The following is a 23,852-nucleotide window of genomic DNA, read 5'->3' as shown; positions in this document are numbered from 1 at the left end:
CATTTGTATGGGATTGAATATTTGGGACAAGAGCTGCTAGAAGAAGCATGCCGCATGAGAGCATCTGATGTGCATATTGTTCCAAAAGAAAAGGAAGCTTCGGTATCTTTCCGCGTAGACTCAGATTTAATTCAGCAGCGAACCATTGATAAAAAAAGCGGGGAGCGGCTCATTGCTCATTTTAAATTTTTATCATCCATGGATATCGGGGAAAAAAGAAGACCGCAAAATGGGTCACTAGCTGTGATGCTAAGAAGCGGCCAGGTGTTTATTCGGATGTCTACTTTACCAACTGTAAATGATGAGAGCTTAGTGATTAGAATATTGCCGCAGGATCATGTTCCGAAAATAAAACATCTGTCACTATTTCCGAAAGCTTCCACTAAGTTATTATCATTTTTGAATCATTCGCATGGACTCATTTTATTTACCGGTCCAACAAATTCAGGGAAAACAACAACCCTTTATTCATTGATCCAGTTTGCAAAAAAGAATTTCAACCGAAATATTATTACACTTGAGGATCCTGTGGAAACGAGAAATGAAGAAGTGTTACAGGTTCAAGTGAATGAAAAAGCCGGCATCACATATGCCGCAGGATTACGCGCTATTTTAAGACATGATCCAGATATGATTGTGCTAGGAGAAATAAGAGATGCTGAAACGGCCCGAACGGCAATTAGAGCAGCACTGACAGGCCATTTAGTGATGAGTACGCTCCATGCGAAAAATGCAAAAGGAGCCCTTTATCGTATGCTTGAATTTGGTGTCACGATGAATGAACTCGAACAAACGATGGTTGCGATTGCTGCGCAGCGATTAATCGAGCTCACCTGTCCTTTTTGTGGAGAAACATGTCAGCTTTACTGTAAATTAAATCGACCGGTCAGACGAACAAATGTATTTGAACTGCTTTTCGGAAAGGAGCTCGGTGAGTGTATAAAGGAGGCTAAAGGAGAATATGCTCACTCGTCATATGAAACACTGCAAAGATTAATTCGTAAAGGAGTGGCACTAGGCTATTTATCGAAAAACACCTATCATCGCTGGGTTTATGAAGAAGCAAGCCTTTAAAGCATGGTCTAAAAAGGACCAAGCGGAATGTCTATCAAAACTTGCTCAATTGATTCAGGCTGGATATACATTGATTGAGGCATTAACGATGGTGAATATCCAGTTGTCGAATGAGCAGCAGCAGCAATTAACACCGGGCATTCAGTTGCTGCTCGAAGGGGAGCCTTTTTATGTGGTGCTGGAGAGACTCCAATTTCAGCGGGAAGTCATCGCCATATTAAGTTTCTCCGAAAAGCATGGCAGTCTAGCACAAGCACTTGAACAAAGCGCACGGTTTTTAGAGAAAAAAATCACACAGGTAGACACGTTTAAACGCATGTTACGTTACCCGATCTTCCTCATTTTTACGGTTTTGGTCGTGCTCATACTCGTTCAGCAAATGATCATTCCTCAATTTTCTCTCTTGTACTCCTCGATGGATACCCGAATGTCATGGCTGATTCAAGGTATGTTTGGACTTTTTCAATTGCTGCATGCTATTCTACTCCTCATCGGCTGTGTGTGTCTCTGCCTGACCGGATACTATGCTGTCTTTTTTAGGAAAAAGTCCACCCTTGAGAAGCTGAGGGTGATAAGCAGGTTTCCTTTTTTATATAAAGGAATGCGGCTGATGCATACGTACCTTTTCTCTCTTCAGTTAAGCGGACTGCTTCAGGCTGGATTATCGATGTACGAGAGCTTGCTAGCTTTTAAACAGCAAAGCTACTTACCCTTTCTTCAAGAAATATCAGAACAGATGATTGAAGAGTTAAGAAAAGGAGAAAGCATGGCACACCAAGTAAGCCTGTCTCCTTTTTTCGAGAAACATTTTGCAGCCGTCATCGAGCATGGTGAAGCGAGCGGGATGCTTGCAAGAGAAATGTACACGTACAGCCAATTTCTATTAGAGAATGCAGAGCTGAAAATTGAAAAATGGATTTCGTGGCTGCAGCCGGTTATCTATGGTGTGACAGCACTTCTTATACTCATTGTGTATTTATCTATTCTTTTACCAATGTATCAACTCATGGAGCAAGTGTAAGAAGGAGGACAAAGACATGAATGATAAGGGATTTACTCTGTTAGAAATGTTGATTGTCATGCTCGTGATTTCGATTCTTTTACTCATTACCATTCCAAATATCACTCGTCATCACCAAACGATTCAAGCAAAGGGCTGTGAAGGGCTTAAATCAATGGTGAGCACACAGGTGATGGCATATGAATTAGAGCATGATGGCAAGACACCATCTTTAGCTGAATTAGAAAAAGAAGGCTATGTCAAAAAGGGATTAACGTGTCCTAATGGAAAAGCGATTGTCATTCAAAACGGTAACGTGAAGCATGAATAAATTGATTTTTCATGAAAAGGGTTTTACCCTCATAGAACAGCTAATGATCTTACTTGTTCTATCGATTCTATTGTCGATCATAGGAGTAAAAATCCCAAATTTAATAGAAGGCGCTGAAGCCAAAAGACAAGTGAACATCATGAAACAAGATTTTCAATTGGCTGCTTATACTGCATTTATCAAAAAAACACGTGTGGATGTTGAATTCCATCCGCCACATGTATCGTATCAAGTAATCGATCAAAAGGATGGCGAAGTCATTGCTTCTTTTCAGCAACAAAAGGGAAGCATTAAGGCTTCTACATTTCCACAAGGTATCTATTTTAATGTAAACGGACATCCAAGCAGCGGCGGGTCTCTCATCATTCAATTTGGCAGTCAAACGTATAAGCTCACGATCTATTTAGGAAGCGGGCGAATCCATGTTCAAAAACAGTAAAGGGTTTAGTACGATTGAGGCGCTGTTTGCTTGTCATATCTTTCTATTTGCAGCTCTTGTGCTCATGCCAGCCTATGAAAAAATCATGATGGGGAAAAACGAAGTAAGAGCCAAACTTGAAGCTTATCAGATCTTGCATGAACAGATGAATGAAGTCTTCATAGGTGGTACAAAATCTTCTGTCAAAAAGAAGCGAGGCGATGTCATATATGCATTCAATCGGAGTAAAGAGAAGGGATGTGTATCATACAAAATACAAAAAAAGCAGACCATATGCTTTCGCCATGTTGTGGAACGGTGAACAAGGTTTTACCTTTGTCCAGGCTTTGTGGCAATTGCAGCTATTTTTATTCCTTTCTTTTGGCTGTGTACTGATCTTTTCTACAGCTGAGAAAGCCCGTCCTTTTGAAGAAATGAACCGATTTTCACATATGGAGTGGAAACAGACTGTCCTGCAATTAGATGAGGAATTAAGCCGTGCAACGGCTGTTAGATCGGTGCAAGGAGGTAAAGCGTTAGAGTATGTATCAGATCAAGGGCGAGTGGTAACGATTGAGCCATATCAAGAAATGCTTCGGAAGCGAATGGATCAAGCAGGCCATCTTCCTTTATTGCAAAAGGTGAAACAATTTCGTGTCAGAACGAATCAGCATAAAGCCATCCTTAAAGTCACAGATGGGTCTGGTAAGGTGTATGAAGCCGTTTTTTCCATATATAAAGGGGTGGTTCCTACATCGTGAAAAGGGAAGGAGGATTTATCTATCCGCATGTACTGGCTGCGATTCTATTTTTTCTCTTGATCCTAGGATCGATGACGATGGGGTTTCAAAAAGAGCTGAGAAGTGCAGAGCTGACCATTTCCTTTTATAAAAAACAGCAGCTTTTCAGGGTGGGGGCGAGTGAAGCTGCCCGTACATTACATCGTTTGTGTGAAAAGCAGCATACCCATATTGACACTGAAGAAGGCCGCGTGACATTGAAGCAGATGACATGCGATCAAAAGAAAAAGCGTATCCTCATGTTAGTCAGTGTGAAAACAAAGGATGGTTTAACAGATGAGCGGGAACTCGTACTGGATTGGAAGACCCGTGAAATCATGAAATGGACAAACACTGAATAGCCAGTGTATAAAATGATCCTCTTCCTGGTAACACTTGAAGAAAGAAGAGGTGAATGTGTTGAAAACCAATGACTATGTAAAATATATGACGCAGGAAATCATTAAATATATGAATACACCACGTGATGAACGGAAGGAACATAAACAAGAGAAAATGGAAACGAAACCGCCATTTTCACAGCGTTTATTTGGGGTTCTGCCGTTTGGGTTTTCAATGATGTTAAAAAAACGTCAGCGACATCGACGAAAGTAAAAAGCCGCCAGCAGGCGGTTTTTTTATGCCCCTTTAACTGTATTCTTCCACAACAATCACTTTATTGACCTTGTTTGAGTAAGGGTTATAAGAAATCGTGACAAATACCCCGAATTCTTTGGCGTGGTCTTTTAACGTAATATGATACTGTTTCACAGATTCCTTCTCACGATGACGGTCCCATACTTTTTGTTTGAATAAGACTTGTGCCAGCGGATATCGTTTCTTTGCTTCTTTGACTGCCCGTGTTTCCCATTGATCTGCGGCGGCAGTGAAACCTCTCGCATCCGCAGGAGTGGCGTCTTGTATTATAGGACCCAACAGTAAACTGAGCATGATTATCATCTTTCCATATTTCACTTCACATCACCTCACCTATTATTATCCTGACCAAATCCTACATTTTTATGTAAGTTTTAAGAAGTACAAATGTCACACAAAAAAATATTGAATATGGCGAAAGAATGAGAAAATAGAAGAATTTTCTCGTAATTGTTCTTGTTTAAGAACAAAATGGACTAATTTGACGTTTTGGTTTTTATAGGTATTTCCTTATACTGTATGTAATCGTTCTTATTAAAGAACAACCGTTCAAGGAGTTGGAGGATGAATGAAACAGTCGCTCTTTGTACTCTTTTGTGCCATTTGTTTGATTTTCACGTCTCTCTTGATCTCAACAACGAACGCTTCTTTTAACGATGTTGAGCACTCAAACTTTGTCATGAAAACATGCGAAAATTTTGAACAGACGGATCAGCATTGTCGGCCTAACAAATGGGATAGAAGTCATTTGGAACTCATCGATCAAACGATGATCAAAGGAACAGTCTGCGCGCCTCAAAAGCTGAGCATGACATTAAAAAATAGTGGACAACCTATTGCACACTCTGAATGGAAATGGGAATTACATAAAGTAAAAAGTGAGCAGAAGCCGTTACAAGATGGTCATATTGTTGAAAAGGGCTCTATACAGTCTCTTTTAACACAAGAAACGACGACTGTCACGACAGATAAAGCGAAAACGAATGGAATCTATGCGTTTAAAATCTATTATCCTAATGGTTTTGGTGCATCTCAAGAAGCATTCATTTGGACTAATCATATGCAGCTCGCAAAGTGTCAAGAAAAGGCATCCTAAAAGGCGCTGTCTTTTAAATGAAACAATGATAGGCGAAGGGGAGAAGAGGTCATGAAAAAATGGATGAAGATGTCTGGAAGTATTCTTTATGTGATAGTGTTCACTGTGATGATTGCATGTATTATTGTCGTATTGTCATCAAGAACGACAGGAGGAGATCCTCAGATTTTCGGTTATCAATTCAAGCAAGTATTATCTGGCTCAATGGAACCAGAGTTTTCGACTGGCTCACTCATTGTCGTAAAAGAAGTGACTTCACCTGAGGCGCTGAAAAAAGGAGATATTATTACGTTTCAAACGAAGAAGGACCAGTCTTATGTGACCCACCGAATTGTTGGGGTGAAAGGAAAGGGAGCAAATAAAGCCTTTGAGACAAAAGGTGACCATAATATGTATCAGGACGGCACGCTAGTGAAAGCGGATCAGGTGGCTGCGCAGTATACGGGTGTGAACATTCCTTATGCAGGAAAGCTTCTTTCGTATGCAGGGACTTCGGCTGGAACTGCGTTGCTGCTCATTATACCAGGTGTGATGCTGCTCGTTTATTCCACTCTTCATTTTGTGGGCGCTGCAAAACACCGAAGACACACGGCTGATTTACATATGTCAGAGGAACAAGCTTAAATTTTCGTTTGTAACCTAATTAGGTTTCAATAAAACAATTTATTAGGGGGTTCATTCATGACAAAGAAGAGATCAATTCGTTTAGGTGTATTATCAGGGGCTTTAGGCCTTGCATTAATCGGCGGGGGGACATGGGCGGCGTTTAACGATGTAGAAACGGCAAACGCGGTCTACTCAACAGGAGAGCTGGATTTATCTGCAAAAGAGAACTCCGGCGCCATCAACCTTGCGAACTTAAAACCTGGTGATCGGATCAAGAAAGAATTTCATTTTGAAAATAAAGGATCGCTTGCGATCAATCAAGTGCTGATGAGTCTTGATTACAGCCAGTTTCAAGACGGAGCTTCCGCGAAGAATGGCGGTAAGAATACAGCTGAAGAATTCCTCAGCCAGTTTCAGGTGAGTGTTCTTACGGTTGGAGCCGAAGGTGGAAATGGTTATCCGAAAAATATTATCTTAGACGATGCAAACCTGCTTGACTTGCATCAACTAACGTCAAAACAGGATCAGACCGCATTTGAAAAGCTTCGTCATGCCGTCGATGAGAAGTTTTTACATGAAAGTGGGAAGATTAATGTAGCAACTGTTGATGGAACAGTGGCTCCAGAGTATGACGGCATTCCAAAGAACCCGTTTGATTACGATAAAATGGAAATGATCATTGAATTTGTCAATGACCAGACGAAGGATAAAGCTGGTCACTATATCCAAAATAAATACCAAGGCGATGCGATTCAAATTGATCTTTCCTTCGAAGCGACTCAGTGGAATGGTTTAACGATCAATCCCAAAAAGCATACGGATGAAAAAGGCTACGTGAAAGAAAACGAAAAAGCACACAGCGAAGATAAAAAATAAAGCCAGTCTTTAGACTGATATCAAACTCTGCATAGCAATTGGAGGAGTATGCGCTAAAATGTGCGCTTTACTCCTCTTCTTGCTTTTTTTTCCAGATTTGATAATCTAAAAATTCACGAAATTGCTTTTTCGAAACCCCTGATGTCATTGCATCTCGAACTAGTTTTTCCCATTCACTATCTAATTGACCATCGTATTCGGTTTCATCTTTTTCGTGTAACAGTGTATGAACCGAGACGTCCAGAACAGCGGAGACTTTTTCAAGAAATTGAATGGAGGGGTTTGTTTGCAAGTTTCTTTCTATTGAGCTTAAATAAGACTTCGCTACCCCAGCCTTTTCGGCCAGTTCTGATAGTGAGTAGCCTTTTTCATTGCGGTATTGTTTAATACGCTGGCCAATCAATGTCATCACCTTCCTTTCGATATTATAGCACATTCAGAAAGGTTTGATAGAATGACTTCTTACCAGAGGGTGAGACTCAGAGGACTTTTCACTTGATTTGAGGAATTGACGGACTTCTTCAACTGTTAGCCCTGCTTTACGAGCTTCAAGTAATAATTGAACCCATTCACTGTCTAATATGTTCGTTTTCTTTTCCATACAAATACCCTCCTAAAATACTGAATCGTGTATTTCAGGCACTTAACGCATGAAATGGAAAGACACAGATGGTAAGACCTCATAGTTTGCTTGCGTCATTTTTCCGCCCAATACAAACAGACAAACGTTGCTTTTGGCTGATCGAAAATTGTATGTCACATGAAAGGGAGGGGACCCATGGGTCAACCTCCTCTTTTTTGCTGTAAGTAAAAAAGCCCGCCATTTTCAATCGTAAGACTGATTTTTGGTTCGTATAAAGTTTTGAGTGCTTGTCTTTCTATTTCATATTCTACAGACGTGTCTGAAGTCCCTTCATAAAATTGGTTTAAAAGTTCGGCATCTTTCTTCCATTTTTGAACAGCTCTCACCGCCCAATCGTCTGGCTCCTCTTGGGCGTAACGCTCCATTAGACTATAGAGCCGTTTGACTCCGCTTTCTGGCTTAATCATTGTACTCATCGTAAAGCAATAATCTGGAATTTGAGATGACAGCTCGCGAGTTTCCAGCTTTTCTTGAAATTGTTCAACGACTTCTCCGCGAATTAGATGAAGTCCTAGTGATAAAAGCTTATCCTTCTTCCGATCTGCAAGATAAGAAATTTTCACATTGAGACCAAGCCATGGCTCGAGTGCGATCTGGTTGTTTGTGAGCGGAGTGACTCGTTCATAGAGACGGATAAAACGGCCCTGCTGTTTGACAGCTTCAAATATTTGAAATAAACGAGGGGAGCCGAAGTGAATAAATTCACCCTCAATCGTATCATCCACTTTTTTTTGATCGGTGATGAGGGTCAATTGCCGCGGTTCCGGAACACCACCAGTTTTTTCAAGCCAGTGCCAATAAAAAGGGCGGTTCATAATCAATTTATCCATATCGATGGTCAGTTGTACGGTCATATGTCCTGCACTTTCTTCTAGTATGTCACATTGATTTGCCTGGAAGAAACGGAGAAGAAAGGTGTGTATGTCACGCTGCTCCATTGATCAACTCTCCTTTATGAGCCTTGCTGTCTTTTTTCTAAAAGTGGTGTTTTTGCTTCTGTTAAATAGGAAGCAAACTGAGTTAATTTCTTTTTCATGTCTCCGTCAGATTCGTGCTGAAAGAGAATCTGATGCAGTTCTGTTTCGGCATCTTTGATATCTATTCGCGTTAAAATATCATCTAGATCGCCAATGACGTTTTCAAACAGCTGAATTTTTTCATATAAAAGTTTTAAGATGTGTTCCTCAACGGTACCGTTTGTTGCCATATTGTAAATGTGGACATCTCGCTCTTGACCAAGGCGGTGGATACGTCCAATCCGCTGTTCTAGACGCATCGGATTCCACGGAAGATCGTAGTTGATGATTTGGTTACAAAACTGAAGGTTGATTCCTTCGCCGCCCGCTTCTGTCGCAATTAACACCTGCGCCCGTTCTCTAAATAAATCTTTCATCCAATCTTTTTTGCCCCGCTTAAAGCCGCCCCGAAAAGGAACGGAGCTGATGCCATTTTGCTGAAGAAACCATTGTAAATAAATTTGTGTCGCGCGGTATTCGGTGAAAATAATGACCTTTTCATTTAACTGCTGAATAAGCTTGACCACTTCGAGCGCCTTTGTATTTTGCTGAACTTGATTGATTTTCTCCATAATTTGCGCTATAGCAGAGGCTCCAAGGATATGTTTTTCTTCTTCCTGCATTTTTTTTATCGTCATATAGACCGCCTCGCGGCTTGAACAGCATTCCCGTTCCAAGGTCATGATGGAAAACATGTGCTTTGTATAAGACGGGTTCTCTTTCAGCTTGCAGATTTCATCATATAATGTTTGTTCTGTTGGAGAGAAATCAATGGAAATCGTTTTGACATGCCGTTTTGTCCACTCGATGCCTGTGTCTTGCCTTCGATTACGAATCATCACTTTATTCACAAGCTGTTTTAATCGGTCATGGTCTTCAAGCTGCAAATCCTTTTTGGCAAAAACATCTTTAAACTGATGTTCATTCCCTAGGTGGCCTGGCTTCAGAAGGGAAACGAGATTAAATATTTCTCCGATACGGTTTTGGATAGGCGTCGCTGTCAGCAGTAAGCAGAATTTCTTATTCAGATTTCTCACAAATTCATAGTTTTTCGTTTTATTGTTTTTCAGTTTATGTGCTTCATCAATAATGACCATATCGTAGGCAATTGATAAAATGGTGTCTCGATGCGGCGGTCTTTTGGCTGTATCAATGGAGGAAACCACGACGTCACACTGCTCCCACACGTAGCTCTTTTTTTGTTCGACAGCATCAATGTAAAATTTCGTCCGCAGCTCCTGTACCCATTGAGATACAAGGGAGGCGGGGACGAGTATAAGAATTTTTTTTGCAAGTCCACGAATCATGTATTCTTTGATAATGAGTCCTGCTTCTACGGTTTTTCCAAGTCCTACTTCATCTGCTAAAATGGCTTTTCCGTTCATCTCTTCTACGACTCTTCTGGCTACTTCAAGCTGGTGTTTTAAAGGGGTTAATGCAGGCAGGTGTGCGGGAGCTTGCAGTCCTTCAAATGAATCAATGGCTGTGACTTTTTGGACCTGCGTCGCTAAACGGTACATTTCCCAGTTCGCCCAGGGGCCGTCTGCTGCAAGCCGCTGCTGAAATTCACTTGCCCATTCCTGATCGAAAATCGTTTGAATATTCAATGTGATCGCCTGCCTTTCTAGTAGGTTGTGGATAAAATTGTTCAGTATTTAAACGCTTCATTTTTTAAGAGGTCTTTAAAAGACTAGATATATGAATAAAAGCGAATGATAGTGAATGACTATTTAAAAAATGTTAATGATTTTTCTGTTGCTCTTCATCCGTTTCTAATGGTAGGATGTTGGTAAGTGATCTAGAAAATAAGTCACCCATTTTGATAGTATGTCCAATAAATGTGAAGAATATGAGCGGATGATGGTATGGGGAGAGATTTGGCAGTTATTTTGCACTGGCAGGCGCCGAAGGAGCAAGCTGAATCGTTTCAGTGAATCTCTCAGGCAAAAGTACTCTTACCGGACGCAACTCTGGAGAGTGTTTGCTCATCGTTTTTTAGCAAACCACCAAAGGGGAAAACGCACAATGATGTTGTGCTGTAAACTTTCAGGTGCAAGGACAGAGACTTCTTTTTGATAAAAGGGAGCGCTCTGTCCTTTTTTGCTGTGATTTTTTTCTGAAAATTCAGCTTGTGAACTGCACTGAAAGAAAAAAGGGGGAAACGATTGATGTTGAAACGAACACCGCTTTTTCATGCGTATGAAATGTTTGGCGCAAAAACCATTGACTTCGGGGGCTGGGAATTACCTGTCCAATTTTCTTCCATTAAAGAAGAACACGAAGCTGTTCGAACAAAGGCAGGGCTTTTTGATGTGTCTCACATGGGTGAGGTGGAAATCAAAGGTCAAGATGCCCTTCCTTTTTTACAAAGGTTATTAACCAATGATGTGTCTAAGCTGACAGATGGTAAGGCGCTATATACAGCCATGTGCTATGAAGATGGCGGGACGGTGGATGATCTGCTCGTCTACCAAAAAGAAAAGAACAATTATTTGCTTGTCATTAATGCATCAAATATCGAAAAAGATGTGGATTGGCTGCTTCAGCATCAAGGTGAGAACGATGTATTGATCCAAAATGTCTCTGATCAAATCGCCTTGCTAGCCCTTCAAGGACCTCTTGCTGCTGACATTATGAAAGATGTGGCGGATGAAGAGGTGACATCTCTCAAGCCATTTACATTTTTATCAAAAGCTGAGGTCGCTCAAAAAGAAGTGCTTGTTTCCAGAACGGGCTACACAGGGGAAGACGGCTTTGAAATCTACTGCCAGTCAGAAGATGCAATCCATATTTGGTCGGCTTTATTAGAAGCAGGCGAGCCAAAAGGATTAATACCGTGCGGGCTCGGTGCACGTGACACCTTGAGATTTGAAGCAAGACTTCCGCTTTACGGCCAGGAGCTGACAAAGGATATCTCTCCATTAGAAGGCGGGATTGGCTTTGCTGTCAAAACGGATAAAGAAGCCAATTTTATTGGCAAAGAAGCGCTCAAAAAACAAAAAGAAGAAGGGACGAAACGAAAGCTTGTCGGCATTGAAATGATCGATAAAGGGATTCCGCGCACAGACTATCCGGTCTTTTCAGGAGAAAAGCAGATTGGGGTTGTCACAACGGGCACACAATCCCCAACATTAAAGAAAAATGTCGGGCTTGCTTTAATCGAATCTTCTCAGGCGCAGCTTCAGGCAGAGGTGGAAGTACAAGTTCGCAAAAAACGTCTAAAAGCTAAAATCGTCGCAACACCATTTTATAAAAGAGCCAAATAATGAGGGGGAATAGAGGATGAAGCACAGGTATCTGCCGCAAACTGAGCAAGATCAAAAAGAAATGCTGGATGTCATCGGCGTTCAGTCGATTGATGAGCTTTTTTCAGATATCCCAGAAAAAGTGAGATTTAAAGGAGCATACAACATTAAAGAAGCCGCATCTGAAACAGAGCTTGTAAGGGAATTATCCCGATTAGCTGCAAAGAATAAGGATACGGTTTCCTATGCATCGTTTCTTGGTGCTGGTGTATATGATCATTACCAGCCTGTCATTGTTGATCATGTCATCTCACGTTCCGAATTTTATACAGCATACACACCATATCAGCCGGAGATTTCGCAAGGTGAACTACAAGCCATTTTTGAATTTCAAACAATGATTGCTGAGCTGACGGGTATGGATCTTGCTAACTCCTCGATGTATGATGGCGGGACGGCATTAGCTGAAGCGGCGATGCTGGCTGCGGGACACACAAAAAAGAAAAAAGTGGTTGTTTCTGAAACGGTTCACCCTGAATCAAGAGCAGTGCTAAAAACATACGCCAAAGGACAGCACATCGAAGTTGTTGAAGTGCCTGCGAAAAAAGGACAGACAGATCTAGCTGCATTAGAGAAGGCTGTCTGCGACGATACAGCAGCGGTTCTTGTGCAATATCCAAACTTTTTTGGTGTCGTCGAACCTTTAAAAGACATTGAACCTATTGCGCATAAAGGAAAAAGTCTGTTCATTGTCTCAAGCAATCCGCTTGCCCTCGGGTTACTGACGCCGCCAGGAAAACTTGGGGCAGACATTGTCGTTGGTGATGCACAGCCGTTTGGCATTCCAGCTGCGTTTGGCGGGCCTCATTGCGGATACTTTGCTGTGACGAAAAAGTTGATGCGAAAAGTGCCAGGTCGTTTAGTCGGACAGACAGAAGATGAAAATGGTGTTCGTGGATTTGTGCTGACCCTTCAAGCGCGTGAGCAGCATATTCGAAGAGATAAGGCGACATCCAATATTTGTTCGAATCAGGCATTAAATGCATTAGCCGCTTCCGTTGCCATGACAGCACTCGGAAAAACAGGCATCAAAGAAATCGCCTATCAAAACGTACAAAAAGCCCACTATGCGAAGACGCAGGCAGAAACATATGGACTGCTCGCTGATATAGAAGGGACCCATTTTAATGAATTTGTGATCAAATTACAAGAGCCTGTGAAAGAAGCCAATAAACGATTGCTTGAAAAAGGAATCGTCGGCGGCTATGACTTAGGAATAGACTACCCAGAGCTTCAAAATCACATGCTTGTCGCTGTAACAGAGCTAAGAACGAAAGAAGAAATTGATACGTTCATTAAGGAATTGGGGGATCGCCATGAATAAACAAGATCAGCGGCTTATTTTTGAATTATCCAAAGAAGGAAGAATTGGTTATAGCCTGCCTGATTTAGATGTACCTGAACAGGAGATCCCAGCTTTATTTGATGACACGTACATCCGTCATGAGGATGCTGAGCTTCCAGAAGTATCTGAGCTTGATATCATGCGTCATTATACAGCATTATCAAGGCGTAATCATGGGGTCGATTCCGGATTTTATCCTCTTGGCTCTTGTACGATGAAATATAATCCGAAGATTAATGAAAAGGTCGCACGCCTTGCAGGCTTCGCGCAAGTCCATCCACTACAGGAGGCAGACACTGTGCAAGGTGCATTAGAGTTACTCCACGACCTGGGTGATCATCTTGAAGAAATTACGGGGATGGACGCTGTGACATTACAGCCTGCGGCAGGAGCACACGGGGAATGGACAGGACTCATGATGATCCGTGCGTACCATGAAGCAAGAGGAGACCATAAGCGAACAAAAGTCATTGTGCCTGATTCTGCCCATGGAACGAACCCGGCATCTGCGACAGTGGCCGGATTTGAAACCATTACCGTCGCATCTGATGCGAATGGGCTTGTTGATTTAGAGGACCTGCGCCGTGTTGTCAATGAAGAAACAGCTGCTTTAATGCTGACGAATCCGAATACACTCGGCCTATTCGAAGAAAATATTTTAGAAATGGCTGAAATCGTTCACGGAGCTGGCGGCAAGCTTTATTATGATGGAGCGAACTTGAATGCCGTTTTAAGCAGAGCAAGACCGGGGGATATGGGGTTTGACGTTGTTCACTTAAATCTCCATAAAACCTTTACAGGTCCACATGGAGGCGGAGGCCCTGGTTCAGGTCCTGTAGGAGTCAAAAAGGATTTGATCCCTTACTTGCCAAAGCCGGTGCTTGTGAAGAAGGAAGGCCGCTTTTACTTTGATGATGATCGACCAGAATCAATTGGCCGCGTTAAGCCGTTCTATGGCAACTTTGGCATTAACGTCAGAGCATATGCGTACATTCGCTCTATGGGTCCAGACGGCTTAAAGGCTGTAACTGATAATGCCGTGTTAAATGCGAACTATATGATGCGCCGCTTAAGTGCTCATTTCGATTTGCCATTTGACCGTCACTGTAAGCATGAATTTGTTCTTTCAGGTAAACGTCAGAAAAAATTAGGTGTGCGGACACTGGATATTGCCAAACGATTACTTGATTTTGGTTATCATCCGCCAACGATCTACTTCCCGCTCAATGTAGAGGAATGTATCATGATTGAACCAACTGAAACAGAATCAAAAGAAACTCTTGATGCCTTTATCGAAGCGATGATTCAGATTGCCAAAGAAGCAGAAGAGAATCCTGAAGTGGTGCAGGAAGCGCCGCATACGACAGTCGTCAAACGAATGGACGAAACAAAGGCCGCGCGGAATCCAGTCCTTGTTTTTGAAAGAAAATAAAGAAAAAAGACTCAAGGGGGATCACGCTCCCAGAGTCTTTTTTGTTAGTTCTTCGTTTTGATACGGCCGCCCCATTTTTTAAAGCCGCCTTTTAAATTATAAATCTCACGACAGCCGTTTTTACGTAAAGTTTGGGCTGCTTTTCCGCTTCTCAAATTGTTTTGGCAATAGAGATAAACAGGCTTGTCAGGACGAATTTCATTTTTGCGCTGCTTTAGCTGGGAAAGGGGGATGTTTCTTGCCCCTAAAATATGTCCGCCTTCAAACTCATTTGGCTCTCTCACATCAATGAGTTGAGCTTTGCGGTAACCTTTAATAAATTCTTCTTCCGTCAGCGTTTTCATAATGCGCTGCTGATAAATGTAGCTGCCGACGGAATAAAGAACGAAAAGTCCACAAAGTGAGAGGACGATATAGTTGAATATTGACAATACAACTCGACTCCTTCTTGAGCATCAGCACAGTGGCCTGTCTGATGGTACGTTTTAGACAAATACTATTATAGTAAAGCAAAAGAAACTTGTCATCATAAATGGTAAGAATTATTTTCAATTCGTTCCCTATTTGATAGACTGATGAAGAGAGAAAACCGGTGGCCATCACCATCAGCTAACATTGACTACGTAAAAGAGAAGGGATTTTTATATGCAAAAAGAGAAATGGTGTTTCATTGATACAGGAAATCAAGACCCTGCTTTTAACATGGCAATGGATGAAGCCTTGCTTTATTGGCATAGTGAGAAGCTCATCCCGCCTGTCATCCGTTTTTATGGATGGAATCCGGCGACATTGTCTGTTGGGTATTTTCAGCATGTTGAAAAGGAAATCAACATGGAAGCAGTCGAGCGCTATGGCCTTGGGTTTGTCCGCAGACCAACTGGAGGGCGAGGGGTTCTTCATGACCAGGAGCTGACCTACAGCGTGATTGTGTCAGAGGAACATCCAGAAATGCCGGCGACGGTGACAGAGGCGTACCGCGTTATTTCAGAAGGCATTTTAGAGGGCTTTAAAGAACTGGGACTCGATGCGTATTTTGCCATTCCTCGAACAGATAAAGAAAAAGAAAGCTTAAAAAATCCAAGATCGTCTGTATGCTTTGATGCGCCTTCCTGGTACGAGCTTGTCGTAGAAGGCAGAAAGGTAGCGGGCAGTGCTCAAACGAGACAAAAAGGAGTGATCCTCCAGCACGGCTCCATTTTAATTGACCTTGATGAGGACAAACTGTTCGATTTATTTCTTTATCCAAACGACCGTGTGAGAGAGCGGATGCAGCGAAGCTTTAAAAACAAAGCGGTCGCCATCAATGAAATCTCAGACCGAACTTGTACAATAGACGATGCGCGTGTTGCGTTTAAACGGGGATTTGAAAAAGGGTTAAATATTGAGCTTGTGCCTTATGAGCTGACAGATGAAGAATTAGCGTTTGTCCATCATCTCGCCAAAACGAAATATGCCTCAGACGAGTGGAATTACAAGCGTTAAGACAGTGGACACTTCTTGTTTTTTAATGGGCGATGGTGTAGAATTGTTATGATTATTAAGTAAAGGTGCATTATGGAGGGGTTTTATGACTACACCTAGTATGGAAGATTACATTGAACAAATATATATGCTGATAGAAGAAAAAGGATATGCCAGAGTCTCTGATATTGCAGAAGCACTCGCTGTCCATCCCTCCTCTGTAACAAAAATGGTTCAGAAGCTAGATAAAGATGAATACCTCATTTATGAGAAGTATCGTGGTCTAATTTTAACACCGAAAGGCAAAAAAATTGGAAAACGTCTCGTATACAGACATGAACTGCTAGAGCAATTTTTAAGAATCATTGGTGTAGATGAAGAGAAAATTTATGATGATGTAGAAGGCATTGAACATCATCTCAGCTGGAACAGCATTGACCGCATCGGCGATCTCGTTCAATTCTTTGAAGAAAACGACGAGCGATCTGTTCAGCTGAAAGCGATTCAAAAGAAAAACGAACAAACAAATCAAGAATCTTAAGAAAAAGGACACCCTCAGCATGGGTGTCCTTTTTGATTAAAGTTCTAATTGAAGGCAAATGCTCCTACACTATTAATAGTGTGAAAGTAAAGGGGGCTCCTTGATGAAGATAGATGGTGTGTTCTCAGGTGGAGGCATTAAAGGGGCAGCACTTGCGGGTGCCTATGAAGCGCTTGAAGCGAGAGGATATCAATTTGTCCGCCTTGCTGGTACAAGTGCCGGAGCGATCATTGCTTCATTCATCGCAGCAGGTTTTACTAGTCAGGAGATTCGGGAGCTTTTAGATGAAATGGATGAACATCAATTGCTTGACAGAAGATGTCAATTCATTCCGTTTAAAATGCTCAGGTGGGTATCCATTTACTGGCGCCTCGGTCTGTACAAAGGCGACCGGCTGGAAAAATGGCTGACAGACGTGTTGAAACGAAAAGGGGTCACCGTATTTGGGGATCTGAAAAAAGATTCGCTGAAAATTGTTGCTTCTGATTTAACAAATGGGAAAATCCTCGTGCTGCCAGACGATCTTCCTTCATACGGCTTAAATCCGGAGCGCTTTTCCGTTGCGAGGGCGATTCGGATGAGCTGCAGCCTGCCGTATTTTTTCGAGCCTGTCAAACTGAAGTCTTCAAAAGGTATTTGTACCATCGTGGATGGAGGAGTGCTCAGCAATTTTCCAATATGGCTGTTTGCCGAAGAGAAAAAAAGACCGTTCGTCGGTGTCACATTAACCCCAAACGAAAAAGAACGCCCTCAACACTCCATCCGCAATGCGTTTGAACTGTTTGGCGCTCTTTTTGAAACGATGCGTGGTGCTCATGACGAAAGACACATCGCCACAAAACACGAACGTCATATTATTTTTATTCCTGTAGAACACGTCATTGCCACTGATTTTCACCTGATGACAGAAAAGAAAAAGGCGCTCGTCGATCTAGGCAGACAGAAGGCCGAGCAATTTTTAAAAAGCTGGACATTTTAAAATAAGGCGCGATTCTTCTTTTTGTTTTTCTTGCCTTCAATCACAGTTAACTGTGTTTGGCTTTTCTTTTTGAGAAGGACGGGCTTAGACTTGTGGTCAGTCGGCACGCTTCGCAAATGAGTGACCCGATTTTTCATCTGGCTTTTCGTTTTTGGTTTAGGCTGCTGGTAGCGACGTTTTGATTGTTTGACTGCTTTACGATAAAGATTGCCCTCTGTTCCAGTTCTTCGATTCATCAGCCATCTAAATAGGAAAAACACAACCGCTCCAATGATCACAACTGATAGCAGCATGGTAAAAAGTCTGCCTGGATTCGTTGTGAGTAAATACACAAATCCCAAAACACCTAAAGCGAAAATAATGGTAAAAGCAGGATGTACTCGGCGATTCATAACTGTCCACCTCCGAAGGAATTTACCGGATTTATAAGTTAGATCACTTGATGAGCAGAATCTGACGCTTGTTTCTCAGACGCTTCCTCTAAACGAAGAAGTTCATTAAAACTTGCAATGGCTACCTCGACTTGATCGTCAGAGGGTTCCTTTGTTGTGAGCAATTGCAGCCAAAGGCCAGGATAGCCAAGCACTTTAAGCACAGGCACTTCTCGTAGTTTGTTCGTGAGCTGAAGCACTTCAAATGAAATGCCCAGAACAACCGGAATGAGCGCCAAGCGATTCAAAACTCTCACCCATAAAGGATCTGTCGGTACGAGTAAATAGACGAACATTCCGACAATGACAGTGAATAAAATAAAGCTGCTGCCGCATCGATAATGCAGCCGTGATTGTTTTTGGACATTTTCCACTGTGATGTCAAGATTCTGTTCATAGCAGTTTATGACTTTATGTTCTGCGCCATGATATTGAAATACCCTTTTAATTAAAGGGGTCATGGAAATAAAGTAAATATAGCCTAATAAAAGAACCAATTTAAAGAATGTTTCCACTGCGATTTGTGCGAAATTCCCTGAAAATACGGGCCGCACAAGTTCAGCTAAAAAGACAGGTACTAGGGTAAAGACAAATTTACTAAAGAGAAGAGAGAGAACTCCGATCACAGCAATGCCGAAAATCATGGATAATTTCGAGCTTTTTTGTTCTTTTTCAAGAGTATGATCTTCTGAAGGATCTAAGTCATAGCGCTCGCTGGAGAAGTTTAAGTGCTTACTGCCATTTGCGCTTGCTTCAACAAGTGCAGCAACACCCCTGACAAAGGGGATTTTCTTGAGAAAGGCGGTTCGTTTATTGGAGGTCCGGGGAAGCTTCAAAAACTCAATGGACTGATCCTTTCGCCGAATCGCTGTCACATAGTTCTTTTTTCCTCCGAACATGACACCTTCGACAACTGCCTGCCCTCCATATGCTGGAGGTTTTGTTTGATTGGACATATTTCATCAACCTGCCTGTTTCCTGTAATTTACATGCATTTCCTTATACCTTTATTGTACAGGAAATGAGGGGAAATCACTAGCGCACAGGTCGATTATCTACTAGAATTCTATCTGCCTCTTTTTAGCCAGTATACCCTGTTATAAAAATTTTACACTCACGGATGGAATCCTTTTTTTTCATGACATTTTGGACATACTACTTGCTGGAGGTGTTCACAAATGAAACGTGATGAAAAGAAAAACCAAGAAGAAAAAAATCAGTCCGTACAAACGTCATCGCTGGTGGCAAGAGCAGCTGCGACAGGCTTTGTCGGCGGTGTTTTTTGGGGCTTTATCGGGTTCCTGACCCATATGTTTCATTTCTCAGAGGTGAGTCCGAATATGCTCCTTCAGCCTTTTGTGCTCGGAGAGTGGAAAAAGGGCGGACTTGGTACTTTTATTAGTATTGTGCTTTTAGGGGTTTTATCTATTGGAGCAGCCTTTATTTATTATGGGCTTTTAAAACGAATCAAAGGCTATTGGATGGGACTGATATATGGCGCGCTTTTATGGCTGCTCGTTTTTTACGTATTTAATCCCATTTTCCCAGATGTAAAGCAAGTCCAGGATTTGCAGCAAAGCACCATCGTTACGACATTTTGCCTATATATTATATATGGCATGTTTGTCGGATACAGTATTTCATTTGAATATAATGAATTAACGAGTCAGAAGCTTGCAAGGGCACTCGGGAAAAAGACAGAATAAAGTGTAAATCACCTATTCATATGATAAAATATTTTTGGAAACGAAAGGTTTCTAAGGAAAAAGAAACAGATCTCGATATTGATTGAATTAGGGTGAAGGAGTGGTCGTATGCCTCATTTTCTTGTGCTGAATGGGCCCAATTTAAATAGGCTTGGCAAAAGAGAGCCTGCTGTTTACGGAAGTAAGACGCTGACAGATTTAGAAACGGATTTGTTCCAGTTTGCAGAAAGAGCCAATATCCAGTTAACGTTCTTTCAATCGAATCACGAAGGGGATTTGATTGATGCGCTCCATGAGGGAGAAGATCAGTACGATGGAGTCGTGTTTAACCCGGGTGCTTTTACACACTACAGCTATGCGCTGAGAGATGCCATTGCAAGTATTTCTTTATCCGTCATTGAAGTACATATCTCAAACGTTCATAAGAGAGAGGAATTCCGCCATCATTCTGTACTTGCTCCAGTATGCCAAGGGCAAATCGTTGGTCTTGGTTTAGAAGGGTATAAATTGGCGATTCGTTATTTAGTCAGTGAAGGGGGAGCAGTATCATGAAACTTGAAAAGTTAAGAACACTTTTATCTGAATTGGAGATCGATGGTCTTGTCATTACGAGCAGCTTTAATTTACAGTACATGACCAGCTTTACTGGCTCAGCCGGTCTTGCCGTTGTTTCAAAGGACCGGGCAGCTTTTATCACGGATTTCCGTTATACAGAGCAAGCGAAGGACCAAGTAAAAGGCTACGACATTATTGAACATAAAGGAAACATCGTGGAAACCGCAGCCCAAATGGCAAAGGAATTTGGGATAAAACGCCTTGGGTTTGAACAACATCATATGACATTTGCCGCGTACCAGCAGTATGCAGATAAAGCAGGCGATATAGAGCTTGTTCCGGTCTCAGAATCAGTTGAAAAGTTGCGCTTGATTAAGTCTAGTGAAGAGATTAAGATATTAGAGGAAGCTGCGAAGATTGCAGATCACGCCTTTGAACATATTCTCACTTACATCAAGCCGGGCTTGACGGAAATTGCTGTCATGAACGAGCTTGAATTTTTCATGAGAAAAGAAGGCGCTGAAGGATCTTCATTCGATATGATTGTCGCCTCAGGTGTTCGTTCAAGCCTGCCGCACGGAAGAGCGAGTGAAAAGGTGATTGAATCTGGTGATTTAGTCACACTCGATTTCGGTGCTTACTATAAAGGTTATTGTTCTGATATGACAAGAACGATTGCTGTCGGCACACCGAGCGATAAGCTAAAGGAAATTTATCATATCGTATTAGAAGCAGAAAACGCTGGTGTGGATAGAATCAAGCCAGGCTTAACAGGAAAAGAAGCTGATCGCATCACACGTGACATCATTGAAAAGTATGGCTATGGTCAATACTTCGGGCATTCAACTGGCCACGGGCTAGGGATGGAAGTGCATGAAGCGCCAGGCCTTTCCTCACGATCAGAGGTCGTCTTAGAAGAAGGAATGGTTGTGACAGTTGAGCCGGGGATTTACTTGCCGGATGTCGGCGGCGTGAGAATTGAGGATGATATTGTCCTGACAGCTGACGGCAATAAACGATTGACCCACTCACCGAAAGAACTTATCATATTATGATGGTGAAATGTAGGAGGATGACAAAATGATTTCAGTAAACGATTTTCGTACAGGCCTGACAATTGAAGTGGACGGCGGTATTTGGCGTGTAGTGGATTTCCAACACGTAAAGCCAGGGAAAGGCGCAGCGTTTGTTCGTTCGAAACTGCGTAACCTGCGTACTGGTGCCATTCAAGAAAAAACATTCCGTGCAGGCGAAAAAGTAGCGAAAGCTCAAATTGAAACAAAAACAATGCAATACTTGTACGCAAATGGCGACCAGCATGTCTTCATGGATACAAGTTCTTATGAGCAGCTTGAACTAAGTGAAACACAAATTAAAGATGAGCTGAAATATTTGCTAGAAAATATGTCGGTTCAAATTGTGATGTACGGTGCTGAAACTCTTGGAGTAGAACTTCCAAACACGGTAGAACTAGAAGTAGTAGAAACAGAGCCTGGTATTAAAGGCGACACAACATCAGGCGGATCAAAACCTGCAAAAACTGAAACTGGTTTAATCGTCAACGTTCCTTTCTTTGTGAACCAAGGAGATAAACTAGTCATTAATACATCAGACGGTTCATACGTGTCAAGAGCGTAATGAACGAAGAAAGACTGTAAACCTCGTGTTTACAGTCTTTTTTTTATTGTAAAACATGTAAGACTCCCCAAAAGGTAGGCATTCTCTCAATTCTCTCATTCATCTCTTTTCCTTCCCGAAAAACAAGACTACTTTCAGCTAGACAAGCATATAGTGTAAAAAAAGCTGGAGGTTCTATATGAAACCATTTCTTTTCCCAGGCATCCATCCGTCAGTAGCTGCAATGGCAGGCATGAGGTTCTTATCGGCCGCGATTGAACTGACGGCTGCCATCCTCATTTTAGTCACAAATGACGTTCGAAAAGCGGTTGTCATCAATAGTATATTGGCGATCATTGGGCCGCTCATTTTTATTATCACGATGACGATTGGAATCTATCAAATCGCAGGGCAGTTATCTTATGCCAAGCTCGTCTTTATTTTCATTGGTGTCGTGTTTATTCTTGTTGGGATCTATAAGTGAAACGGCTTGGCATAATTAACGACTCCCATCATACATTTTAGAGAAGAAAAAAAGGAGGGGAATTCGTTGCGGAGTTTGTTGGATATTCTCCCGCACTCGATTGGACAAGAACTTAGACTGCTAAAAGAAGCAGAATGGGATCAAATAGAAGAAATCCGCATTCGCACGGATCGTCCTATTGAATTGATGCAAAGAGGAAAACCGCGCTTTCTTTCTTATCACACAACAGGAGAAGATGCGTCTCAGCTATTAGGCAGGTTGAGCAATTACAGCATGTACACACTTGAAGAGGAACTAAAGCAAGGCTACATCACCATATCTGGCGGACACCGGGTGGGACTTGCAGGAAAGGTGATCGTTGAAAACGGTATTGTCAAAGGATTAAGAGATATCTCTTCATTTAATATCCGCATTGCAAAAGAAAAACTCGGGATTGCGCTTCCCTTTCTTCCTTATTTATATGAAGAGCACTGGTGCAATACACTCATCATCGGTCCACCGCAAACAGGGAAAACGACATTATTGCGGGATGTAGCAAGACTGGCTAGTACTGGCACAAAAGCAATTCCTCCTAAAAAAACAGGCATTATAGATGAGCGTTCTGAAATCGCTGGGTGTATAAGAGGGGTACCGCAGCACCAGTTTGGACACCGGGTTGACGTGCTCGATGCGTGTCCAAAGGCTGAAGGCTTGATGATGATGATTCGGTCTATGAGTCCAGAGGTCATGATCGTCGATGAAATCGGAAAAAGCGAGGATGTGCAGGCACTTTTAGAAGCGATTCATGCCGGAGTCACCATTATCGTCTCAGTTCATGGCTATTCACTTGAAGATGTGTATAAACGCCCATCATTGAAGTCGTTATGGGAGCTTCGAGTGTTTGAACGATATGTTGAATTAAATCGCAAGAATGGTCCCGGCACGATCGGGCGGATATATGACCAAGACGGACAAGAGATGAAATGGAGGCGGGGAGTGGACGTATGTTAAAGCTCATTGGCGCTATTTTGATTGTCGCGGCTACGACTTGGGGAGGGTTCGAGTTTGCCAAACGATATAGCGACAGGCCGAAACAAATTCGGCAGCTTCGGTTTGCGCTCCAGTCTCTTGAAGCGGAAATTATGTATGGTCAAACACCTCTAGCGCGGGCTGCAGAGCAAATTGCGTCGCAAGTAGGTACTCCTGTAAATCGGTTATTTGAACAATTTGCAGAAAAACTGAAAGTCGGAACTTTTTCTGCACGGCATGCATGGAATGAGAGTCTTGAGGATGTTTGGAAAAAAACCGTTTTGAAAAAAGGCGAATATGAGGCACTGAAGCACTTTGGAGAAACACTTGGCCAGCATGATGTCACGTCTCAGCAAAAATATATCAAGCTTGCTTTAGGTCATTTGGAATCGGAGGAGAAGGAAGCTGAAATCGCCCAAGCGAAAAATGAAAAAATGGTCAGAAGCCTCGGATTTTTAAGCGGATTACTACTGATTCTTTTATTGATGTGAG

Annotated in this window: 32 protein-coding genes and 2 riboswitches; of the genes, 24 read left to right on the top strand and 8 right to left on the bottom strand. The window is 42.2% G+C overall.

The features are described from left to right. Window positions 1-3 precede the first annotated feature (3 nt). The 8 genes from comGA to C6W21_RS07215 are packed head-to-tail and all read left to right on the top strand — an operon-like array spanning window position 4 to window position 4,217. The gene (gene comGA / locus C6W21_RS07250) at window positions 4-1,074 is read left to right on the top strand and encodes a competence type IV pilus ATPase ComGA (protein ID WP_106049813.1); all 1,071 of its coding nucleotides are present in this window, start codon (window positions 4-6) and stop codon (window positions 1,072-1,074) included. Continuing rightward, complete coding sequence (comGB, locus tag C6W21_RS07245; RefSeq protein ID WP_106049812.1) at window positions 1,055-2,095, top strand: competence type IV pilus assembly protein ComGB; 1,041 nt, start codon at window positions 1,055-1,057, stop codon at window positions 2,093-2,095. The genes comGA and comGB overlap by 20 nt, the downstream gene beginning before the upstream one ends. A 16-nt stretch (window positions 2,096-2,111) precedes the next feature. Continuing rightward, entirely contained in the window at window positions 2,112-2,405 is a 294-nt protein-coding gene (gene comGC / locus C6W21_RS07240) for a competence type IV pilus major pilin ComGC (RefSeq protein ID WP_106049811.1), read from the top strand. After that, window positions 2,398-2,844 (top strand): competence type IV pilus minor pilin ComGD, encoded by a 447-nt coding sequence (gene comGD / locus C6W21_RS07235; RefSeq protein ID WP_106049810.1) that lies wholly within the window; start codon window positions 2,398-2,400, stop codon window positions 2,842-2,844. Before comGC ends, comGD begins: the two co-directional genes overlap by 8 nt. Further along, window positions 2,828-3,145: a competence type IV pilus minor pilin ComGE gene (gene comGE / locus C6W21_RS07230; protein WP_106049809.1), complete on the top strand. Its 318-nt coding sequence runs from the start codon at window positions 2,828-2,830 to the stop codon at window positions 3,143-3,145. The genes comGD and comGE overlap by 17 nt, the downstream gene beginning before the upstream one ends. Further along, window positions 3,045-3,584: a competence type IV pilus minor pilin ComGF gene (gene comGF, locus C6W21_RS07225; protein WP_317615075.1), complete on the top strand. Its 540-nt coding sequence runs from the start codon at window positions 3,045-3,047 to the stop codon at window positions 3,582-3,584. Before comGE ends, comGF begins: the two co-directional genes overlap by 101 nt. Then, window positions 3,581-3,964, top strand: coding sequence for a competence type IV pilus minor pilin ComGG (locus tag C6W21_RS07220; protein WP_106049807.1), 384 nt, complete (start codon window positions 3,581-3,583; stop codon window positions 3,962-3,964). The genes comGF and C6W21_RS07220 overlap by 4 nt, the downstream gene beginning before the upstream one ends. Before the next feature lie 58 nt (window positions 3,965-4,022). After that, complete coding sequence (locus tag C6W21_RS07215) at window positions 4,023-4,217, top strand: YqzE family protein (RefSeq protein WP_024718846.1); 195 nt, start codon at window positions 4,023-4,025, stop codon at window positions 4,215-4,217. 33 nt (window positions 4,218-4,250) lie between these two features. On the opposite strand, the gene C6W21_RS07210 is transcribed toward C6W21_RS07215, so the two are convergent. Continuing rightward, on the bottom strand, window positions 4,251-4,562 hold the full coding sequence (locus C6W21_RS07210) for a YqzG/YhdC family protein (RefSeq protein ID WP_189318169.1): 312 nt from the start codon (window positions 4,560-4,562) through the stop codon (window positions 4,251-4,253). Between the two features lie 265 nt (window positions 4,563-4,827). Between C6W21_RS07210 and tapA the strand changes: the two genes are divergently transcribed. From tapA to tasA, 3 genes are read left to right on the top strand one after another with little or no spacing between them, the layout of a single operon-like run. Then, window positions 4,828-5,355, top strand: a complete 528-nt coding sequence (gene tapA, locus C6W21_RS07205) for an amyloid fiber anchoring/assembly protein TapA (RefSeq protein WP_106049805.1) — start codon at window positions 4,828-4,830, stop codon at window positions 5,353-5,355. 51 nt (window positions 5,356-5,406) lie between these two features. Next, on the top strand, window positions 5,407-5,979 hold the full coding sequence (sipW, locus tag C6W21_RS07200) for a signal peptidase I SipW (protein ID WP_106049804.1): 573 nt from the start codon (window positions 5,407-5,409) through the stop codon (window positions 5,977-5,979). A gap of 57 nt (window positions 5,980-6,036) precedes the next feature. Beyond that, window positions 6,037-6,837: a biofilm matrix protein TasA gene (gene tasA, locus C6W21_RS07195; protein WP_106049803.1), complete on the top strand. Its 801-nt coding sequence runs from the start codon at window positions 6,037-6,039 to the stop codon at window positions 6,835-6,837. A 67-nt stretch (window positions 6,838-6,904) separates the two neighbouring features. On the opposite strand, the gene sinR is transcribed toward tasA, so the two are convergent. The 4 genes from sinR to C6W21_RS07175 all read right to left on the bottom strand — a co-directional run bounded on the left by sinR (window position 6,905) and on the right by C6W21_RS07175 (window position 10,103). After that, window positions 6,905-7,240, bottom strand: a complete 336-nt coding sequence (gene sinR / locus C6W21_RS07190) for a transcriptional regulator SinR (protein WP_106049802.1) — start codon at window positions 7,238-7,240, stop codon at window positions 6,905-6,907. 33 nt (window positions 7,241-7,273) lie between these two features. Next, window positions 7,274-7,438 (bottom strand): anti-repressor SinI family protein, encoded by a 165-nt coding sequence (locus C6W21_RS07185; protein ID WP_003217357.1) that lies wholly within the window; start codon window positions 7,436-7,438, stop codon window positions 7,274-7,276. Window positions 7,439-7,620: 182 nt separating this feature from the next. Then, the gene (locus C6W21_RS07180) at window positions 7,621-8,418 is read right to left on the bottom strand and encodes a YqhG family protein (protein WP_106049801.1); all 798 of its coding nucleotides are present in this window, start codon (window positions 8,416-8,418) and stop codon (window positions 7,621-7,623) included. Window positions 8,419-8,432: 14 nt separating this feature from the next. Continuing rightward, a complete protein-coding gene (locus tag C6W21_RS07175; protein WP_106049800.1) occupies window positions 8,433-10,103 on the bottom strand; it encodes a DEAD/DEAH box helicase in 1,671 nt (556 codons plus the stop codon). Window positions 10,104-10,353: 250 nt separating this feature from the next. Further along, window positions 10,354-10,461: riboswitch (glycine riboswitch) on the top strand. A gap of 3 nt (window positions 10,462-10,464) precedes the next feature. After that, a riboswitch (glycine riboswitch) is annotated at window positions 10,465-10,560 on the top strand. A gap of 104 nt (window positions 10,561-10,664) precedes the next feature. On the opposite strand from C6W21_RS07175, the gene gcvT reads away from it, so the two are divergent. Genes gcvT through gcvPB form a run of 3 tightly spaced genes read left to right on the top strand, consistent with a single transcriptional unit; the run spans window position 10,665 to window position 14,578 of the window. Next, window positions 10,665-11,762, top strand: coding sequence for a glycine cleavage system aminomethyltransferase GcvT (gene gcvT, locus C6W21_RS07170; RefSeq protein ID WP_106049799.1), 1,098 nt, complete (start codon window positions 10,665-10,667; stop codon window positions 11,760-11,762). 16 nt (window positions 11,763-11,778) lie between these two features. Next, a complete protein-coding gene (gcvPA, locus tag C6W21_RS07165) occupies window positions 11,779-13,125 on the top strand; it encodes an aminomethyl-transferring glycine dehydrogenase subunit GcvPA (RefSeq protein WP_106049798.1) in 1,347 nt (448 codons plus the stop codon). Further along, window positions 13,118-14,578, top strand: coding sequence for an aminomethyl-transferring glycine dehydrogenase subunit GcvPB (gcvPB, locus tag C6W21_RS07160; RefSeq protein ID WP_106049797.1), 1,461 nt, complete (start codon window positions 13,118-13,120; stop codon window positions 14,576-14,578). The genes gcvPA and gcvPB overlap by 8 nt, the downstream gene beginning before the upstream one ends. Window positions 14,579-14,622: 44 nt before the next feature. On the opposite strand, the gene C6W21_RS07155 is transcribed toward gcvPB, so the two are convergent. Continuing rightward, window positions 14,623-15,003: a rhodanese-like domain-containing protein gene (locus C6W21_RS07155; RefSeq protein WP_106050221.1), complete on the bottom strand. Its 381-nt coding sequence runs from the start codon at window positions 15,001-15,003 to the stop codon at window positions 14,623-14,625. A 220-nt stretch (window positions 15,004-15,223) separates the two neighbouring features. On the opposite strand from C6W21_RS07155, the gene C6W21_RS07150 reads away from it, so the two are divergent. From C6W21_RS07150 to C6W21_RS07140, 3 genes are all read left to right on the top strand, one after another. Then, window positions 15,224-16,060: a lipoate--protein ligase family protein gene (locus C6W21_RS07150; protein WP_003216009.1), complete on the top strand. Its 837-nt coding sequence runs from the start codon at window positions 15,224-15,226 to the stop codon at window positions 16,058-16,060. 85 nt (window positions 16,061-16,145) lie between these two features. Further along, window positions 16,146-16,580 carry a transcriptional regulator MntR gene (gene mntR / locus C6W21_RS07145; protein ID WP_003215946.1) on the top strand — a complete coding sequence of 145 codons (435 nt, stop codon included), beginning with the start codon at window positions 16,146-16,148 and terminating at the stop codon, window positions 16,578-16,580. Window positions 16,581-16,683: 103 nt separating this feature from the next. Beyond that, entirely contained in the window at window positions 16,684-17,559 is an 876-nt protein-coding gene (locus C6W21_RS07140) for a patatin-like phospholipase family protein (protein WP_106049796.1), read from the top strand. Here the strand turns inward: C6W21_RS07140 and C6W21_RS07135 are convergent. Together C6W21_RS07135 and C6W21_RS07130 are read right to left on the bottom strand one after the other, a co-directional pair. Further along, window positions 17,556-17,951: an SA1362 family protein gene (locus tag C6W21_RS07135; RefSeq protein ID WP_106049795.1), complete on the bottom strand. Its 396-nt coding sequence runs from the start codon at window positions 17,949-17,951 to the stop codon at window positions 17,556-17,558. The two genes, C6W21_RS07140 and C6W21_RS07135, sit on opposite strands and share 4 nt — an antisense overlap. Window positions 17,952-17,989: 38 nt before the next feature. Beyond that, complete coding sequence (locus tag C6W21_RS07130) at window positions 17,990-18,946, bottom strand: DUF1385 domain-containing protein (protein WP_106049794.1); 957 nt, start codon at window positions 18,944-18,946, stop codon at window positions 17,990-17,992. Between the two features lie 222 nt (window positions 18,947-19,168). Between C6W21_RS07130 and C6W21_RS07125 the strand changes: the two genes are divergently transcribed. The 7 genes from C6W21_RS07125 to spoIIIAB all read left to right on the top strand — a co-directional run bounded on the left by C6W21_RS07125 (window position 19,169) and on the right by spoIIIAB (window position 23,851). Next, window positions 19,169-19,696, top strand: coding sequence for a YqhR family membrane protein (locus C6W21_RS07125; protein WP_106049793.1), 528 nt, complete (start codon window positions 19,169-19,171; stop codon window positions 19,694-19,696). A gap of 108 nt (window positions 19,697-19,804) precedes the next feature. Further along, on the top strand, window positions 19,805-20,248 hold the full coding sequence (gene aroQ, locus C6W21_RS07120; RefSeq protein ID WP_106049792.1) for a type II 3-dehydroquinate dehydratase: 444 nt from the start codon (window positions 19,805-19,807) through the stop codon (window positions 20,246-20,248). Continuing rightward, entirely contained in the window at window positions 20,242-21,306 is a 1,065-nt protein-coding gene (locus C6W21_RS07115) for a M24 family metallopeptidase (protein WP_189318168.1), read from the top strand. Before aroQ ends, C6W21_RS07115 begins: the two co-directional genes overlap by 7 nt. A 25-nt stretch (window positions 21,307-21,331) precedes the next feature. After that, window positions 21,332-21,889 carry an elongation factor P gene (efp, locus tag C6W21_RS07110; protein WP_012010541.1) on the top strand — a complete coding sequence of 186 codons (558 nt, stop codon included), beginning with the start codon at window positions 21,332-21,334 and terminating at the stop codon, window positions 21,887-21,889. Between the two features lie 178 nt (window positions 21,890-22,067). Then, window positions 22,068-22,352 carry a YqhV family protein gene (locus C6W21_RS07105; RefSeq protein WP_066030673.1) on the top strand — a complete coding sequence of 95 codons (285 nt, stop codon included), beginning with the start codon at window positions 22,068-22,070 and terminating at the stop codon, window positions 22,350-22,352. Between the two features lie 66 nt (window positions 22,353-22,418). Continuing rightward, a complete protein-coding gene (gene spoIIIAA / locus C6W21_RS07100; protein WP_106049790.1) occupies window positions 22,419-23,342 on the top strand; it encodes a stage III sporulation protein AA in 924 nt (307 codons plus the stop codon). Continuing rightward, window positions 23,336-23,851, top strand: a complete 516-nt coding sequence (gene spoIIIAB / locus C6W21_RS07095) for a stage III sporulation protein SpoIIIAB (protein ID WP_106056073.1) — start codon at window positions 23,336-23,338, stop codon at window positions 23,849-23,851. The genes spoIIIAA and spoIIIAB overlap by 7 nt, the downstream gene beginning before the upstream one ends. The last annotated feature ends 1 nt before the right edge of the window (window position 23,852 follow it).

It is taken from the genome of Bacillus sp. NMCN1, from assembly GCF_002998085.1.
Classification (GTDB): domain Bacteria; phylum Bacillota; class Bacilli; order Bacillales; family Bacillaceae; genus Bacillus.
This window is presented reverse-complemented; position numbering and strand designations above follow the sequence as displayed.

What these genes read in the sequence shown, in the direction of transcription:
- C6W21_RS07125 (WP_106049793.1), top strand. Translation starts at nt 19,169, where the DNA reads ATGAAACGTGATGAAAAGAAAAACCAAGAAGAAAAAAATCAGTCCGTA.
- gcvPB (WP_106049797.1), top strand. Translation starts at nt 13,118, where the DNA reads ATGAATAAACAAGATCAGCGGCTTATTTTTGAATTATCCAAAGAAGGA.
- C6W21_RS07180 (WP_106049801.1), bottom strand. Translation starts at nt 8,418, where the DNA reads ATGGAGCAGCGTGACATACACACCTTTCTTCTCCGTTTCTTCCAGGCA.
- mntR (WP_003215946.1), top strand. Translation starts at nt 16,146, where the DNA reads ATGACTACACCTAGTATGGAAGATTACATTGAACAAATATATATGCTG.
- gcvPA (WP_106049798.1), top strand. Translation starts at nt 11,779, where the DNA reads ATGAAGCACAGGTATCTGCCGCAAACTGAGCAAGATCAAAAAGAAATG.
- sipW (WP_106049804.1), top strand. Translation starts at nt 5,407, where the DNA reads ATGAAAAAATGGATGAAGATGTCTGGAAGTATTCTTTATGTGATAGTG.
- spoIIIAB (WP_106056073.1), top strand. Translation starts at nt 23,336, where the DNA reads ATGTTAAAGCTCATTGGCGCTATTTTGATTGTCGCGGCTACGACTTGG.
- C6W21_RS07150 (WP_003216009.1), top strand. Translation starts at nt 15,224, where the DNA reads ATGCAAAAAGAGAAATGGTGTTTCATTGATACAGGAAATCAAGACCCT.
- comGC (WP_106049811.1), top strand. Translation starts at nt 2,112, where the DNA reads ATGAATGATAAGGGATTTACTCTGTTAGAAATGTTGATTGTCATGCTC.
- C6W21_RS07130 (WP_106049794.1), bottom strand. Translation starts at nt 18,946, where the DNA reads ATGTCCAATCAAACAAAACCTCCAGCATATGGAGGGCAGGCAGTTGTC.
- aroQ (WP_106049792.1), top strand. Translation starts at nt 19,805, where the DNA reads ATGCCTCATTTTCTTGTGCTGAATGGGCCCAATTTAAATAGGCTTGGC.
- efp (WP_012010541.1), top strand. Translation starts at nt 21,332, where the DNA reads ATGATTTCAGTAAACGATTTTCGTACAGGCCTGACAATTGAAGTGGAC.
- C6W21_RS07135 (WP_106049795.1), bottom strand. Translation starts at nt 17,951, where the DNA reads ATGAATCGCCGAGTACATCCTGCTTTTACCATTATTTTCGCTTTAGGT.
- comGB (WP_106049812.1), top strand. Translation starts at nt 1,055, where the DNA reads ATGAAGAAGCAAGCCTTTAAAGCATGGTCTAAAAAGGACCAAGCGGAA.
- tasA (WP_106049803.1), top strand. Translation starts at nt 6,037, where the DNA reads ATGACAAAGAAGAGATCAATTCGTTTAGGTGTATTATCAGGGGCTTTA.
- comGF (WP_317615075.1), top strand. Translation starts at nt 3,045, where the DNA reads ATGTCATATATGCATTCAATCGGAGTAAAGAGAAGGGATGTGTATCAT.
- C6W21_RS07140 (WP_106049796.1), top strand. Translation starts at nt 16,684, where the DNA reads ATGAAGATAGATGGTGTGTTCTCAGGTGGAGGCATTAAAGGGGCAGCA.
- C6W21_RS07210 (WP_189318169.1), bottom strand. Translation starts at nt 4,562, where the DNA reads ATGATAATCATGCTCAGTTTACTGTTGGGTCCTATAATACAAGACGCC.
- comGE (WP_106049809.1), top strand. Translation starts at nt 2,828, where the DNA reads ATGTTCAAAAACAGTAAAGGGTTTAGTACGATTGAGGCGCTGTTTGCT.
- C6W21_RS07185 (WP_003217357.1), bottom strand. Translation starts at nt 7,438, where the DNA reads ATGGAAAAGAAAACGAACATATTAGACAGTGAATGGGTTCAATTATTA.
- comGD (WP_106049810.1), top strand. Translation starts at nt 2,398, where the DNA reads ATGAATAAATTGATTTTTCATGAAAAGGGTTTTACCCTCATAGAACAG.
- tapA (WP_106049805.1), top strand. Translation starts at nt 4,828, where the DNA reads ATGAAACAGTCGCTCTTTGTACTCTTTTGTGCCATTTGTTTGATTTTC.
- C6W21_RS07105 (WP_066030673.1), top strand. Translation starts at nt 22,068, where the DNA reads ATGAAACCATTTCTTTTCCCAGGCATCCATCCGTCAGTAGCTGCAATG.
- gcvT (WP_106049799.1), top strand. Translation starts at nt 10,665, where the DNA reads ATGTTGAAACGAACACCGCTTTTTCATGCGTATGAAATGTTTGGCGCA.